Source organism: Streptomyces neyagawaensis, assembly GCF_023516595.1.
Classification (GTDB): Bacteria; Actinomycetota; Actinomycetes; order Streptomycetales; family Streptomycetaceae; genus Streptomyces; species Streptomyces neyagawaensis.
Window position 1 is genome coordinate 180,626 of the sequence record NZ_JAMGBG010000027.1, and the last position, 14,375, is coordinate 195,000.

Consider the following 14,375-nt stretch of genomic DNA (forward strand, 5'->3'; position numbering starts at 1 on the left):
GTGCAAAATTTCGTGCAGGTTACATGATGGAGCGATTCTCGGGAACCGGGATAGTTCGTTCCAACATGCGGACGCCGCGGCGCTGAGCGGGTGCGTCGCACGGCGGCGGGAGCAAGGGGAGCCTTCCGGACAGATCCATGTCCTTCGACTCGATGTGCGGGGGGCGTCGTCGCTCCCTGCGGCAAGGTGCGGTGCAGGCGTCATTGCCGGCGGCGCTTACGGCTCATGCCCAGCGGTTAAGCATTCGAAACCGCGTAGTAACGACTATTTATGCGGCCTCACGCATACGTAGCCATCCGATGCATCATACGGCCGCACCGAACAGCGTGCCCAGGGCGTACGTCACACCGGCCGCGGCACCCCCGAGGGCCAGCTGACGCAGCCCGCTGAACCACCAACTTCTGGCCGTCACCTTCGCCACCAGGGCACCACAGGCGAAGAGTCCCAGCAAGGCCACCAGCACGGCGGGCCACAGCGTGCTCGCGCCGAGCAGATAGGGCAGCACGGGCAGCAGGGCTCCGAGCGCGAAGGAGCCGAAGCTCGACACGGCGGCGACGGTGGGCGAGGGGAGGTCGCCGGGGTCGATGCCCAGCTCCTCGCGGGCATGGATCTCCAGGGCCTGCTCGGGGTCGTGCGAGAGCTGTCTCGCGACCTCGCGGGCGAGCTTCGGCTCGACGCCGCGCGCTTCGTAGAGGGCGGCCAGCTCCTCCTCCTCGTCCTTGGGATGCTTGCGCAACTCGCGCCGCTCCACGTCCAGTTCCGCCTCGACGAGTTCGCGCTGCGAGGCCACGGAGGTGTACTCGCCGGCCGCCATCGAGAAGGCCCCGGCGGCCAGTCCCGCGAGCCCGGCCACGACGACCGTCTCCCGGCCGACCGTGCCGCCGGCCACACCGGTCATCAGCGCCAGATTGGACACGAGCCCGTCCATCGCGCCGAACACGGCGGGCCGCAGCCAGCCGCCGTTCACGTCGCGGTGGGTGTGGTTGTCGCGGTGCGCCACGTGGAGCGCTGCTTCGGTGTCAATGATCGCCATACGTCGAACGTACGCTCGGAAAATCGCTTCTGCCAGCAAGGAAGGCCGTACTTACCTGCGGCCGAGGGGAGTTCGAGGGCAACCGGGCGGGGGTACCGATGGGCGTCCAGGTGCGCTTCGGAAGTGTTCGAGGAATCGTCGCCGCTCATTCGTACAAGGCCCCGCACAGATGTCGACCGGGTGATACCGCTGCGTTCCGGGGCCCGGTCGGGCACGCGATGTGGCAGAGATCTTCACAGAGAAATCGTCAGAACGGATCAACTGCCCACAGTGCCGCGCGGGACCCACCGGTCGGAGCACGCACGGGGCACCGAGGAGCCACCGGCACCACCAGGCCGCCGCAGGGCACCGCGGCCCAGACGCCGCCCTCCCCTCCACACCGCCAAGCAGCGGCCCGCACACCGCCGCCCCATCCGACCCAGCAGCCGCGCCGATCCCCCGCTCCTCCCCACCCCCTCGGACACGATCCGCTGGACCGGCCCTCGGGCCAGAGAGGCGTCCTATGCCTTCGATCGCCTGCGTCCCCCCGGCCCCGCTGGGGGACGCCATCGGTCTCCGTGAGCGGGCGCGCGGCGCCATGCTCGGGCTCGCCGTCGGGGACGCGCTGGGGGCGCCCGCGGAGAACATGAAGCCCTCCGAGATCCGCGCCCGCTGGGGCCGCATCACGGGCTACGTCATCGAGAACCCCGCGGGCACGGACGACACCGAGTACGCCATCTTCTCCGGGCTGCTGCTGGCCCGGCACGGCTCGGCGCTCACCGTCACGCATGTGGAGACGGCCTGGCACCAGTGGATCGCGGACCTGGACGAGGGCCCGTTCCGGGGCGCCGGCTTCAGCGAACGCGGCACCCTGGAGAACCTCCGCCGGGGTCTGGCCGCCCCCATCTCCGCGCAGCACCGGCACGCCTGGAGCGACGGTCTGGCGATGCGCGCGGCCCCCTTCGGCGTCTTCGCGGCGGGCCGCCCCGCCGAGGCCGCCCGGCTGGTCGCCATCGACGGCTCGGTCAGCCACGACGGAGAGGGCATCTACGGAGGTCAGGCGGTCGCGGCGGGCGTGGCGGCGGCCATGGCGGGCGCGCCGACCATCTCGGTCGTGGCCTCCGCCCTGGCCGTCGTCCCGGACGACTCCTGGACCGCGCGCTCGCTGCGCCGCGCGGTCGCCGTCGCCCACCGGGGCGAGCGCGCGGTCCGCTCCGCCGTGGTCGTCGGCGGTTACCCGTGGACGGACCTGGCCCCCGAGGCGGTCGCCCTCGCGTTCGGCGCGTACGCGGCGGCCGACGGCGACTTCACGGAGTCCGTCCTCACCGCGGTGAACATGGGCCGCGACGCGGACACGACGGCGGCCGTGGCGGGCGCCCTGGCCGGCGCCACGCGCGGCGCCTCGTCCATCCCCGCGGAGTGGACGACGCCCATCGGCCCCGCACAGGGCAGTTGCCTCCCCTCCATGGCCGGCCATCACGTCCTGGACGTGGCCGAGCTTCTCACCCCGGACGACTGCGCCAAGTGGATCACCGGCCCCCTCCCCCCGACCTGGCCCACTCCGTCCGCGTACGCCCTGGCCCCCGAGGAGGAGACCCACCCATGAACCCCCCGAGCCCCTGGGACGAGGGCCCGACAGGCACGCCCCTCACCCTGACGCCGCCCACGCCGACGCCGTCCGAGGAACCCGCGGAGTCACCGCCCCCCGCCGGGACCCGGCCGAGAATCGAGGGTCTCCTCCTCGGCCTCGCCGCGGGTGACGCCGCCGGCTGGCCCGCCGCCCGGCACCGTGCCGCCCGTATGCCCGAGTGGACCCGCCGCCTCACCCGCGAACTCGACACCTTCGCGGAGCAGAACGCGACGACCACCCTCCCCGTCCCCATCGCCCTCAACCAGCCCCCCGAGCCGCTCCGCCTCGGCCCCTCCGACGACGCGGAATGGGCGGCGTTCGCCGCCGAGGCGCTGCTGCGTGCCGGGGACGCCGCCGCGCTCGGCGACCTGAGCCTGGAGCGCCGTACCCGCGCCTCCATCGACCTGTCCTGGAACACCGTCGCCAGCGAGATCGCCGCGGCGGCGGAACGCGCCCCCGAGGTCGAGTCCGCCGTGCTTCCTTTGCGCGCCCGCATCTCCGTACGCGCGGGACTCGGCAACCTCGCCACCGGCCTGCGCCCGCCCGCGACCGGCCACGACAACCCGCACTACTTCGACGACGCGGCCTGCGTACGCGCCTGCGTGCTCGCGGTGGCCCACCCGGGCGACCCCCGACGCGCCGCCGAACTCGCCGAGTTCGACGCCCGCTACACCCAGGACGGCGACGGTGTGCACGGCGCCCGCGCGATGGCCGCCGCCCTCGCGCTCGCGCTCGCCGGCGCGGACGTCGACGCGTGCGCGGCGGCGGCCCTCGGCGAACTCCCCGCGGAGACGGAGATCGGGCGCAACACCCGCCACGCCCTGGACCTGGCCCACCGCCACAAAAGAGAAGGAACATTCGCTCTCGTGCCGCTGCTGGAGCACCAGATCGTCGACCACGTCTACAGCTACGGCATCGCCGCCGCCGAGACGGTCCCCGTCGCCCTCGCCCTGGCCACCGCCGCCCGCGGCCGGATCGCCGAGGCCGTCCCCGCCGCCGCCTGCCTCTCCCGGGTCGCCGACTCCGCGCCCGCGCTCGCCGGCGCCCTGACCGGCGCGCTCGGCGGCGGCGCCGCCATCCCCGACACCTGGCGGGACGCCTGCCGCACCCTCTCCGGCTGCGCCCTGCCCCGCCTCACCGGTACGGATCTCGTACACCTCGCCGAACTTCTCGCAGCCACGGAACTCGCCTCCCCTGGAGGATGATTCGGGGCATGACGCCCCCAATGGAACCCTATCGACACGCAGTGCCGCATACCGACGCGGGTCTGGAGGAACGCATCACCGGCGCCCTGGTCGGCGCCGCCGTCGGCGACGCCCTCGGCGGCCCGGTCGAGGGCTACACCCCGGAGCAGATCCTCGAACGTCACGGCGGCCGCGTCCACGGCATCGTCGGCCCCTGGAACGGCGACGACTGGCGCACCGCCCGCCCGATCGCCCCGTACCACAAGGGCGACGGCCACGTCACCGACGACACCTTGATGACGCACGCGCTGGTGCGGGTCTACGAGCGGGTCCGCGACCACCTCGACGCGTACGCGATCGCCGAGCACCTGGTCCCCGACATGATGACCACCCCGCGCTGGATCCCGGAGCTGGAGGCGGAGGCCCTCCCCCTGCAACGGGTCTTCCTCGCCGAGAAGTGGCTGGTGGCCCGGCTGCACTACGGCCATGTCGACCCCCGCGAGGCCGGCACCGGAAACATCGTCAACTGCGGTGCCGCGATGTACATGGCGCCGGTCGGTCTGGTCAACGCGGCCGACCCGAGGGGCGCGTACGCCGAGGCCCTCGACATCGCGGGCGCCCACCAGTCGTCGTACGGCAGGGAGGCGGCCGGCGTGTTCGCGGCGGCCATCGCGGCGGCGTGCGCGCCGGGCGCCACCGCGCGCTCGGTGGTCGACACCTGCGTGCGGCTGGCGAAGGACGGCACGCGCGCCGCGATCGAGGCGGTGTGCGAGGTGGCGTCCCGGCACGCGGACTTCGAGTCGGCGCTGAAGCCGCTGCGGGAGGCCGTGACGCCCTTCGACACGGTCGGCCCCGACTACCGCACCCCCTCCCTGGGCGCCCGCCGTCCCTCCCGCATCCACTCCATCGAGGAACTCCCCGTCGCACTGGGCATGTTGCTGGTGGCCCGCGGCGACTACCGCCACGCGGTGCTGGGTTCGGTGAACTACGGCCGCGACTGCGACTCCATCGCCACGATGGCCGGCGCCCTGGCCGGGGCGCTGGGCTCGGACGTCCCCGCGGACTGGGCGAAGACGGTCGCCGAGGCGAGCCGCCTGGATCTGCACGCACCGGCCACGGCGTTGACGGAGGTCGCCCTGCACATCCACGAGCAGGACGTACACCGCCGCCGCGCCCACGAGGCGGCCTTCACCACCCTGGCGGGCACCCGATGACCGCCCTCCGCCTCACTTGGGTCCAGCCCGAGGACCTCCTAGGCCACGAGCTCCAGCAGGCGGCCCAGGACGGCCGGGCGCCCGCCGCCATCGCCGCCCGCTGGAAGAACGCGGGCGGCCCCCCGGCCCCGGTCCGCGCCGGCGCCTCCCCCCAACCGGCCTCCCGCTACCTGCGGTTGCTGGCCGAGGACCTGCTGGACGAGCTGGAGGACCTGCCCAGCCGGTCGGCGCACCGGGAGCCGACGGAACTCGACCGGATCAAGGCCCTGTGCCCCGACTGGCCCACCGCGCGCGGGAGCGCCGCCAAAGGGGCGGCCGGAGACCCGGCGGCGCTGGAGGCCGCCTGGCTGGGCCGAGCCGTCGGCTGTCTCCTCGGCAAACCCGTCGAGAAGCTGCCCCTCACCGCCATCCGGCAGCTCGCCCAGACCGCCGGGAACTGGCCCCTCAACACGTACTTCACCGCGCGGGGCGTCCCCGACGACCTGCTGCGGGCCCACCCGTGGAACCGCCGCTCGGCGCACACCTCCCTCGCCGAGAACATCGACGGCATGCCCGAGGACGACGACCTCAACTACCCGCTCCTCAACCTCCTTCTGCTCCAGCGGCACGGCCCCGGCTTCACCACCGCCGACGTGGCGGCCCTCTGGCTCGACGAACTCCCCGCGGGCCGCACCTTCACCGCCGAACGCGTCGCCTACCGCAACCTGCTCAGCGGCATCGAGCCACCCCGCACGGCACGCCACCGCAACCCGTTCCGCGAGTGGATCGGCGCCCTGATCCGGGCCGACGTCCACGGCTGGACCCACCCGGGCGACCCGGCGGCCGCGGCCGAACAGGCCCACCGCGACGCCACCCTCACCCACACCGCGAACGGCGTGTACGCGGCGATGTTCGTGGCGGCCGTCATCGCCGAGGCCGCCACCGGCGCCCATGACATCCACCACTGCCTGCGCACCGGCCTCACCGTCGTCCCCGAGCAGTCCCGCCTGGCGGGAGCGATCCGCCACGCCCTGCGACTGGCCGCCGAGGAGCGGGACTTCGACCGGATCGTCGACGCACTCCACACCACCTACGCCGACCACCACTGGGTCCACGCCCTCCCCAACACGGCCCTGCTGACGGCCGCCCTCACCCACGCGGACGGCGACTTCACCGCCTCCGTCTGCCGAGCGGTGTCGGGTGGCTGGGACACCGACTCCAACGGCGCCACGGCGGGCAGCATCGCGGGCCTCCTCGCCGGTTCCCCCCGGGCGCTCCCCGACCGGTGGACGGCGCCCCTCAAGAACCGCCTGGCCACCTCGGTCGCCGACTTCAACGGCATCGGCTTCGACGCCCTGGCCCACCTCACCCACCGGGAGATCCGCCGCTCATGACCCAGGCGTACGACCCCCCGCTCCGCCATCTGCGCGTCCTCGACCTCGCCACGCTCTTCGCCGGCCCCCTCGCCGCCACGATGCTCGGCGACTTCGGCGCGGAGGTCATCAAGGTCGAGCACCCCACGAAGCCCGATCCGTCCCGCGGCCACGGCCCCTCGAAGGACGGCGTCGGCCTGTGGTGGAAGCTCCTCGGCCGCAACAAGCGCACCCTGACGCTGAACCTCTCGACGCCGGGCGGCCGGGACACCCTCCTCCGGCTCGCCGCCACCTCCGACGTGATCATCGAGAACTTCCGCCCCGGCACCCTGGAGCGGTGGGGCCTGGGCTGGCCGGAGCTGTCCGCGGTCAACCCGCGCCTGGTCCTGGCCCGCGTGACCGGCTTCGGCCAGTTCGGGCCGTACGCGCGCCGCCCCGGCTTCGGCACACTCGCCGAGGCGATGAGCGGGTTCGCCGCGATCACCGGCGAGCCGGACGCCCCGCCGGTGCTCCCGCCGTTCGGCCTCGCCGACTCGATCGCGGGCCTGGCGACGGCGTACGCGGTGATGACCGCGCTCGCCGCGCGTGACCGCACGGGCGAGGGGCAGACGGTGGACATGGCGATCATCGAGCCGATCCTCACCGTCCTCGGCCCCCAACCCCTCTGGTACGACCAGCTGGGCCACGTCCAGCCCCGCACGGGCAACCGCTCCGCGAACAACGCGCCCCGCAACACCTACCGCGCGGCGGACGGCTCCTGGGTGGCCGTGTCGACCTCCGCCCAGTCCGTAGCGGAGCGGGTGATGCGCCTGGTCGGGCGCCCGGAGCTGATCGACGAGCCGTGGTTCGGTTCGGGGGCGGAGCGGGCCCGCCACGCGGACATCCTGGACGAGGCGGTCGGCGCGTGGATCGCCCGCCACACCCGCGAGGAGGTCATCGAGGCCTTCGAGAAGGCGGAGGCGGCGGTCGCCCCCATCCAGGACGTGCGGGACGTGATGACCGACCCCCAGTACCGGGCGCTCGACACCGTCACCACCGTCGACGACCCCGAGCTGGGCCCCCTGCGTATGCAGAACGTCCTCTTCCGGCTCTCCGCGACACCGGGCGCCATCCGCTGGGCGGGCCGCCCGCACGGCGCGGACACGGACGCGGTCCTGACCGAGCTGGGTCTGACCGGCACGGACATCGCGGCCCTGCGCGAGGAGGGCGTCCTGTGACCCCCCATCCCGTCGCCTCCGTCCCGCTGACCTGGCTGTACGTCCCCGGGGACCGCCCCGAGGTGGTGGTCAAGGCCTTGGTCTCCGGCGCGGACGTCGTGATCGTGGACCTGGAGGACGCGGTCGCCGCCGACCGCAAGGAGTACGCGCGGTCCGCCACCGCCGAACTGCTCTCGGAACCCCCGCCGGTCCCCGTTCACGTCCGGGTGAACGCCCTGGACACCGTGTACGCCGAGGACGACCTCAAGACACTGGCCCCGCTCCCCGGCCTGGGCGCCCTCCGACTGCCGAAGATCTCGGCTGGCGCCGACGTGGTGCGCGTCGCGGAGCGCGCCGCCCCCGCCGACGGAGGGGCTCTCCCCCTCCACCCCCTGCTGGAGTCGGCGCTCGGCGTGGAACGGGCGTACGAGATCGCCGCCGCCCACCCGTCGGTCCAGGGCATCGCGCTCGGTGAGGCGGACCTCCGCGCCGACCTCGCCGTCCGCGACGACCGGGCGCTCGACTGGCCCCGCTCCCGGGTGATCGTCGCCGCCCGCGCCGCGGGGCTGCCCTCGCCGGCGCAGTCCATCCACCCGGACACCAAGGACCTCGACGGCCTGGCCCGCTCCTGCGCGCACGGCCGCGCCCTGGGGTTCCTCGGCCGGGCCGCGATCCACCCCCGCCAGCTCCCGGTCATCGAACGCGCCTACGCCCCGACCGCGGCGGAGATCGAATCCGCCGAGCACATCGTCGAGGCCGCCACCGCGAGACCCGGTGCCCAGGCGCTCCCCACGGGTCACTTCATCGACCCGGCGATCCTGGCCCAGGCCCGCCGCACCCTGACCCTCGCGCACCGCGCCGCGAGATCCTGACCGACGCCGGGTCCGGCCCGCCGCCTCCGAGAAGCCGAACGCCCACCCGCCTGATCCGGCGGGTGGGCGTTCACGACGTCCGTCGCGGGGCGGCGGGTCGCAGCGGGCGAGCGGGGCCTCAGCTCTTCTCGGCAGCCTGCGGCGCGGCGTCCGAGACCTTCGCGTCCTTCTTCTGCTCGGACTTGTCGACAGAGGTCGTGGAAGACCTCTCCGTGGGCTTCCCGGACTCGGTCGCCTTGTCGGCAGCCTTCCCGGAGCCCTTGTCGGCGGCCTTCTCGTCGGTCTTCTCGTCGGTCTTCGCGGGGCTCTTGCCGGTCGCCTCCTCGGCGTCCTTCTCCGACTCCGTGTCCCCGTCGTCCCCGTCCTTCTTCAGGGCGGTGGAATCGTCGTCGCCGTCATCGGTGCCCGGCTCGACGATCTCCTCGCGCCCCGGCCGCTTCCGGGCCGACAGCACGATGTAGATCACGGCGAGCACGAACACGAACAGCGCGGTCCAGTTGTTGAGCCGCAGGCCCAGGATGTGGTGCGCGTCGTCGACCCGCATGTACTCGATCCAGAACCGCCCGGCGCAGTACGCGGCGACGTACAGCGCGAACGCCCGCCCGTGCCCGAGCCGGAAGCGCCGGTCGGCCCAGATGACCAGCACCGCGACACCGATGCACCACAGCGACTCGTACAGGAAGGTCGGGTGGTAGGTGCCCGGCATCCGACCGTCCGTGGAGGACGTGATCTCCAGGGCCCAGGGCAGATCCGTGGGCCTGCCGTACAGCTCCTGGTTGAACCAGTTGCCCCACCGCCCGATCGCCTGGGCGAGGGCGATGCCCGGCGCGACGGCGTCGGCGTAAGCGGGCAGCGGGATGCCACGGTGGCGGCAGCCGATCCACGCGCCGACGGCGCCGAGGGCGATCGCGCCCCAGATGCCGAGGCCGCCCTCCCACACCTTGAAGGCGTCCACCCAGTCACGGCCCTCGCTGAAGTACAGCTCGTAGTCCGTGATCACGTGGTAGAGCCGGCCGCCGACCAGGCCGAAGGGAACGGCCCAGACCGCGATGTCGGCGACCGTGCCGGCGCGCCCGCCCCGGGCGACCCAGCGTTTGTTGCCGAGCCAGACGGCTACGAAGACACCGATGATGATGCAGAAGGCGTAGCCGCGCAGCGGGACGGGACCGAGGTACAGCACCCCGCGCGACGGGCTGGGAATGTAGGCAAGTTCCATGGCAGGGTCGACGCTACCCTGCCGGGCCCGGCCGACGGCAGGCAGCCCGGCAACGGGTCCATAACGCCGCCCCATGAACTCCCGGACGCCACAGGGGTTCCCGTGGCCCCGGGCGCCCCCGTGGTCTCACCCCTGGGCGTTCTTCTCCACCATCTGCTTCAGCTTGGCCGGGGTCATCGACCGGTCGGCGTAGATGTTGGTGCCGTTGAGGAAGACGCTCGGGGTGCCGCCGTAGCCGCCCTTCTGGAAGGCCTCGTTGGACTTGGCGACCCAGGCGTCGTGGGTGCCCTTCTCGACGCAGGTGCGGAACGCGTCCGTGTCGAGGCCGTCGACCTTCTCCGCCAGGTCGATCAGCGTGCTGTTCCGTGAGAAGGCGTCGTCGGTCTCGGGCGGCTGGTTCTCGTAGAGCACGTCGTGGTACGCCGGGAACTTGCCGGCGTTCTGCGCGCACGCGGCGGCGTTGGCGGCCTTGCGGGAGCCGCTGCCGCCCATGTTCCCGTCGATCAGGGTGACCAGGCGGTATTCCACCTTCAGCTGACCGGCCTCGGTCAGTTCGTGGATCGTCGAGCGGTACGCGTCCTCGAAGGACTTGCAGGCCGGGCAGCGGAAGTCCTCCCAGACCGTGAGGGTGGACTCGGCACCGGCGTCCCCGACGGGGAGCGCCAGGCTGTTCTCGCCGTTGGCCCCGGAGGGCGCCACGACCGGGCCCGAGGCGTCGCCGCCGTCGTCCTTGCCCGCGTTCGCCGCGACGATGCCGATCACGGCGGCCAGCCCCAGGACACACACCACCGAGGCACCCACGATCAACGCCCGACGGCGCTTCTCGGCAGCCTTCTGCTTCTCGCGCTCCTCCGCCAGCCGCTCACGGGCGGTGCGCTTTCCCTCACGGTTCTTCTCGCTCACATCCCGCAGAACGAACCGGGGAGGCGCACCGCGCCTCCCCGATCCCACTTCCACCCCTTCGAGTGAGCGGATGACCCGTTACGTCCCGCCCGCCCCGTACGACAAACGGGTGAACGTCACGCGCCCCCCTCCGCCGGGGCTGACGCGCCGGTCACGCGCTCCGGCGCACGCCCTTGGCGAGGTCGCCGGCCAGCTCCCGTACGGCGTCCAGCCCGGCCGCCTCGTCCGGGGCGTCCAGCATCCGCTTCACGAACGCGGAGCCGACGATCACCCCGTCCGCGAACCCGGCGACCTCGGCGGCCTGCTCGGCGTTCGAGACACCGAGGCCGACGCAGACCGGCAGCCCGGAGCCGGTGGCCCGGGTGCGTTCCACCAGGTCCTGGGCCTGGGCGCCGACCGACTCCCGGGTGCCCGTGACGCCCATCAGCGAGGCGGCGTAGACGAAGCCGCTGCCCGCCGCGGTGATCTCGGCGAGGCGGGCGTCCTTGCTGCTGGGCGCGACCACGAAGACCGTGCCGAGGCCGTGCTTCTCGGCGTGCTCCCTCCACAGCGCCGACTCCTGGACGGGCAGGTCGGGAAGGATGCAGCCCGCGCCGCCGGCCTCCGCCAGCTCGGCGGTGAAGCGCTCGACGCCGTAGCGGTCGATGGGGTTCCAGTACGTCATGACGAGGACGGGCTTGCCGGTCGCCTCGAAGGCCTCCCGCACCGTGCGCATCACGTCCGCGATCTTGACGCCGCCGCGCAGGGCGATGTCGTCGGCGGTCTGGATGACAGGACCGTCGAGGACCGGGTCGCTGTGCGGCAGACCGACCTCGACGACGTCGGCGCCGCCCTCGAAGACGGCCTTGATGGCGGCGATACCGCCGTCGACGGTCGGGAACCCGGCCGGCAGATAGGCGATGAGCGCGGACCGCCCCTCCGCCTTCGCGGCGGCGAGGGTGTCACTCAACAGCTGGATGTTCCCGCTCACTTGGCGTCCCCCTCGATCTCGGCGGTGTCGGCGGCGTTGGCGGCGACCTCGGCGTCGGTCCCCTCGTCGTAGAGACCGAAGTAGCGGGCCGCGGTGTCCATGTCCTTGTCGCCGCGCCCGGACAGGTTGACCACGATCAGCCCGTCCTTGCCCAGTTCCCTGCCGACCTCCAGGGCTCCGGCGAGCGCGTGGGCGCTCTCGATCGCCGGGATGATGCCCTCGGTGCGCGACAGCAGACGCAGCGCCTGCATGGCCGCGTCGTCGGTGACCGCGCGGTACTCGCCGCGACCGCTGTCCTTGAGGTAGGAGTGCTCGGGACCGATGCCCGGGTAGTCCAGACCGGCCGAGATCGAGTACGGCTCGGTGATCTGTCCCTCCTCGTCCTGAAGGACGTAGGACCGCGAGCCGTGCAGGATGCCTGGCTCCCCGGCGGTCAGGGTCGCCGCGTGCTCGCCGGTCTCGACGCCGTGGCCCGCGGGCTCGCAGCCGATGAGCCGGACCGAGGCGTCCGGGATGAAGGCGTGGAAGAGGCCGATGGCGTTGGAGCCGCCGCCCACACAGGCGACGGCGGCGTCGGGCAGCCGACCGGCGCGCTCCAGCAGCTGGCGCCGGGCCTCGACGCCGATGACCCGGTGGAAGTCGCGGACCATCGCGGGGAAGGGGTGCGGTCCGGCGACCGTGCCGAACAGGTAGTGGGTGCGGTCGACGTTGGCCACCCAGTCGCGGAACGCCTCGTTGATGGCGTCCTTGAGGGTCCGGGAACCGGACTTCACGGCGACGACCTCAGCGCCCAGCATGCGCATGCGGGCCACGTTGAGGGCCTGGCGCTGGGTGTCGATCTCGCCCATGTAGATGGTGCAGTCGAGGCCGAAGAGGGCGCAGGCCGTGGCGGTGGCGACGCCGTGCTGGCCCGCGCCGGTCTCGGCGATGACCCGGGTCTTGCCCATGCGCTTGGTGAGCAGAGCCTGCCCGAGGACATTGTTGATCTTGTGGGAACCGGTGTGGTTGAGGTCCTCGCGCTTGAGGAACACCCGGGCGCCACCGGCGTGCTCGGCGAACCGGGGCACCTCGGTCAGCGCACTCGGCCGGCCGGTGTAGTTGACGAGCAGGTCGTCGAGCTCGCGCGCGAACTCGGGATCGGCCTTGGCCTTGTCGTACTCGACGGCGACCTCGTCCACGGCGGCGACCAGCGCCTCCGGGATGAACTTGCCGCCGTACGCGCCGAAGTACCCCTCGGCGCTGGGGACCTGACCCTCGGGGTCGGGAATGAAGAACTCGCTGGACATGCGCTTACCTCACAGGGGCAACGGCCCCGATGTCGAACGGACGATGAGAGGCCCATACAGGGACGTCACCGGGGACGAGGGGCGCGGGGCAGCGGCGGACGGCCGCGTGTGCGGCGGTACCGAACCGGCCGGGGCCGTACTGGTCCTCCGGTGGACAGGCGTCACCCGGTGTGCGGAGCGGAGATCGGCTCAGCTCACCGCGGGTGACACGGGCCGGGGCCATCGCATGCCGTTCACCTGGCCCGGCTCGTCACCGATGACATAGCGGACCCGGCGCCCGTGGACCCGGCGCGCGGGCGCCCGGCAGCCACGGGGACGGCACCCGCGCGCGAGGCGGGCGTAGGGGTCCCTGGTGGTCATGGTGAGCGAGAACATCGGGGCACAGCCTACCGGCCCGATCTCACCCGTGTGAGGGATGCCGGGCTCGGTCGTACCCGCCATGGGCGAGGCCGTCGTGGCCGCCCGTACGCACCCCGCGGCCCCGGCCGGGACGTGCCCGGACCGGTCGGCGGCGGTGGTGCGGTCGGTCATGGTGCGCGGTCAGCTCCGGCCGTGTCGCAGCGCCGGGTGCTCACCGGCGGCGACGAGGTCGGCGACAGCGGTCTTCGGGTCCTTGCCGGTGACGAGGGACTCGCCCACGAGGACCGCGTCCGCGCCGGCGTTGGCGTAGGCGATGAGGTCGTGGGGGCCTCGGACGCCGGACTCGGCGACCTTGACGATGTGGTCGGGGATCTCGGGGGCGACGCGTTCGAAGGTGGAGCGGTCCACTTCGAGGGTCTTGAGGTTGCGCGCGTTGACGCCGATCACCCGGGCGCCCGCGTCGACCGCCCGCTCGACCTCGTCCTCGTCGTGCACCTCGACGAGCGGGGTGAGCCCGATGGACTCGGCGCGCTCGATGAGGGACTCCAGGGCGGGCTGGTCGAGGGCGGCGACGATCAGCAGGGCCAGATCGGCGCCGTACGCCCGTGCCTCCCACAGCTGGTAGGAGGTGACGATGAAGTCCTTGCGCAGCACGGGGATGTCCACGCGGGCCCGCACGGCCTCCAGGTCCGCGAGCGAACCGCCGAAGCGGCGCTGTTCGGTGAGGACGGAGATGACCGCGGCGCCGCCCGCCTCGTAGTCGGCGGCGAGGCCGGCCGGGTCGGCGATCGCGGCGAGCGCACCCTTGGAGGGGCTGGAGCGCTTGACCTCGCAGATGACCTTGACGCCGTCACCGCGCAGGGCGGCCACGCCGTCCTTGGCAGCGGGAGCCTTGGCCGCGCGCTCCTTGAGCTCTTCGAGGCTGACGCGGGCCTGCCGCTCCGAAAGGTCGGCACGGACTCCGTCGATGATCTCGTCGAGCACACTCACGCGAGCGGCCCCCTTTCAGACGGTTGCGGTCGGTGACAACGGTCGACAGTCGATTTTCGGCTGACGGGCGCTTCACACGGTCCTGGCGGTTCACTGCGATGGTAGCCGGACCGGGGCACAGCTCTCGCATCCGGTTGACGGCGGTCCCTCCCCCACCCCCGAACCAGCTTCGCTCGGCTCGGGCGGAAGG

At 73.0% G+C, this 14,375-nt stretch carries 13 protein-coding genes; 6 read left to right on the forward strand and 7 right to left on the reverse strand.

The window, feature by feature from the left end; translation table 11 throughout:
- Positions 1-304: 304 nt before the first annotated feature.
- Positions 305-1,033, reverse strand: coding sequence for a VIT1/CCC1 transporter family protein (locus M8J73_RS14660; RefSeq protein ID WP_055540690.1), 729 nt, complete (start codon positions 1,031-1,033; stop codon positions 305-307).
- Between the two features lie 502 nt (positions 1,034-1,535).
- On the opposite strand from M8J73_RS14660, the gene M8J73_RS14665 reads away from it, so the two are divergent.
- Genes M8J73_RS14665 through M8J73_RS14690 form a run of 6 tightly spaced genes read left to right on the forward strand, consistent with a single transcriptional unit; the run spans position 1,536 to position 8,460 of the window.
- On the forward strand, positions 1,536-2,618 hold the full coding sequence (locus M8J73_RS14665) for an ADP-ribosylglycohydrolase family protein (protein WP_249828695.1): 1,083 nt from the start codon (positions 1,536-1,538) through the stop codon (positions 2,616-2,618).
- On the forward strand, positions 2,615-3,847 hold the full coding sequence (locus M8J73_RS14670; RefSeq protein ID WP_249828696.1) for an ADP-ribosylglycohydrolase family protein: 1,233 nt from the start codon (positions 2,615-2,617) through the stop codon (positions 3,845-3,847). Before M8J73_RS14665 ends, M8J73_RS14670 begins: the two co-directional genes overlap by 4 nt.
- Before the next feature lie 41 nt (positions 3,848-3,888).
- Positions 3,889-5,040 (forward strand): ADP-ribosylglycohydrolase family protein, encoded by a 1,152-nt coding sequence (locus M8J73_RS14675; RefSeq protein WP_372503944.1) that lies wholly within the window; start codon positions 3,889-3,891, stop codon positions 5,038-5,040.
- Entirely contained in the window at positions 5,037-6,413 is a 1,377-nt protein-coding gene (locus M8J73_RS14680) for an ADP-ribosylglycohydrolase family protein (RefSeq protein ID WP_249828697.1), read from the forward strand. Before M8J73_RS14675 ends, M8J73_RS14680 begins: the two co-directional genes overlap by 4 nt.
- Positions 6,410-7,609: a CaiB/BaiF CoA transferase family protein gene (locus M8J73_RS14685; RefSeq protein ID WP_055536709.1), complete on the forward strand. Its 1,200-nt coding sequence runs from the start codon at positions 6,410-6,412 to the stop codon at positions 7,607-7,609. The genes M8J73_RS14680 and M8J73_RS14685 overlap by 4 nt, the downstream gene beginning before the upstream one ends.
- Positions 7,606-8,460, forward strand: a complete 855-nt coding sequence (locus M8J73_RS14690; RefSeq protein WP_055536708.1) for an HpcH/HpaI aldolase/citrate lyase family protein — start codon at positions 7,606-7,608, stop codon at positions 8,458-8,460. Before M8J73_RS14685 ends, M8J73_RS14690 begins: the two co-directional genes overlap by 4 nt.
- Before the next feature lie 118 nt (positions 8,461-8,578).
- Here the strand turns inward: M8J73_RS14690 and lgt are convergent, their stop codons facing one another.
- From lgt to trpC, 6 genes are all read right to left on the reverse strand, one after another.
- On the reverse strand, positions 8,579-9,676 hold the full coding sequence (gene lgt / locus M8J73_RS14695; RefSeq protein ID WP_063799136.1) for a prolipoprotein diacylglyceryl transferase: 1,098 nt from the start codon (positions 9,674-9,676) through the stop codon (positions 8,579-8,581).
- Positions 9,677-9,802: 126 nt separating this feature from the next.
- Positions 9,803-10,579, reverse strand: coding sequence for a thioredoxin domain-containing protein (locus tag M8J73_RS14700; RefSeq protein WP_055536706.1), 777 nt, complete (start codon positions 10,577-10,579; stop codon positions 9,803-9,805).
- 151 nt (positions 10,580-10,730) lie between these two features.
- Positions 10,731-11,549, reverse strand: coding sequence for a tryptophan synthase subunit alpha (gene trpA / locus M8J73_RS14705; protein WP_055512157.1), 819 nt, complete (start codon positions 11,547-11,549; stop codon positions 10,731-10,733).
- Positions 11,546-12,835, reverse strand: coding sequence for a tryptophan synthase subunit beta (gene trpB / locus M8J73_RS14710; protein ID WP_055536705.1), 1,290 nt, complete (start codon positions 12,833-12,835; stop codon positions 11,546-11,548). Before trpB ends, trpA begins: the two co-directional genes overlap by 4 nt.
- A 189-nt stretch (positions 12,836-13,024) precedes the next feature.
- Positions 13,025-13,366: a tryptophan biosynthesis modulator TrpM gene (trpM, locus tag M8J73_RS14715; RefSeq protein ID WP_240496240.1), complete on the reverse strand. Its 342-nt coding sequence runs from the start codon at positions 13,364-13,366 to the stop codon at positions 13,025-13,027.
- Positions 13,367-13,375: 9 nt separating this feature from the next.
- Positions 13,376-14,185 (reverse strand): indole-3-glycerol phosphate synthase TrpC, encoded by an 810-nt coding sequence (gene trpC, locus M8J73_RS14720; protein WP_055536704.1) that lies wholly within the window; start codon positions 14,183-14,185, stop codon positions 13,376-13,378.
- Between the last annotated feature and the right edge of the window lie 190 nt (positions 14,186-14,375).

Excerpts from the sequence above, each read along its gene's own strand:
- M8J73_RS14660 (WP_055540690.1), bottom strand. The coding sequence starts at position 1,033 with ATGGCGATCATTGACACCGAAGCAGCGCTCCACGTGGCGCACCGCGAC.
- M8J73_RS14665 (WP_249828695.1), top strand. The coding sequence starts at position 1,536 with ATGCCTTCGATCGCCTGCGTCCCCCCGGCCCCGCTGGGGGACGCCATC.
- M8J73_RS14670 (WP_249828696.1), top strand. The coding sequence starts at position 2,615 with ATGAACCCCCCGAGCCCCTGGGACGAGGGCCCGACAGGCACGCCCCTC.
- M8J73_RS14680 (WP_249828697.1), top strand. The coding sequence starts at position 5,037 with ATGACCGCCCTCCGCCTCACTTGGGTCCAGCCCGAGGACCTCCTAGGC.
- M8J73_RS14685 (WP_055536709.1), top strand. The coding sequence starts at position 6,410 with ATGACCCAGGCGTACGACCCCCCGCTCCGCCATCTGCGCGTCCTCGAC.
- lgt (WP_063799136.1), bottom strand. The coding sequence starts at position 9,676 with ATGGAACTTGCCTACATTCCCAGCCCGTCGCGCGGGGTGCTGTACCTC.
- trpB (WP_055536705.1), bottom strand. The coding sequence starts at position 12,835 with ATGTCCAGCGAGTTCTTCATTCCCGACCCCGAGGGTCAGGTCCCCAGC.
- trpM (WP_240496240.1), bottom strand. The coding sequence starts at position 13,366 with ATGACCGACCGCACCACCGCCGCCGACCGGTCCGGGCACGTCCCGGCC.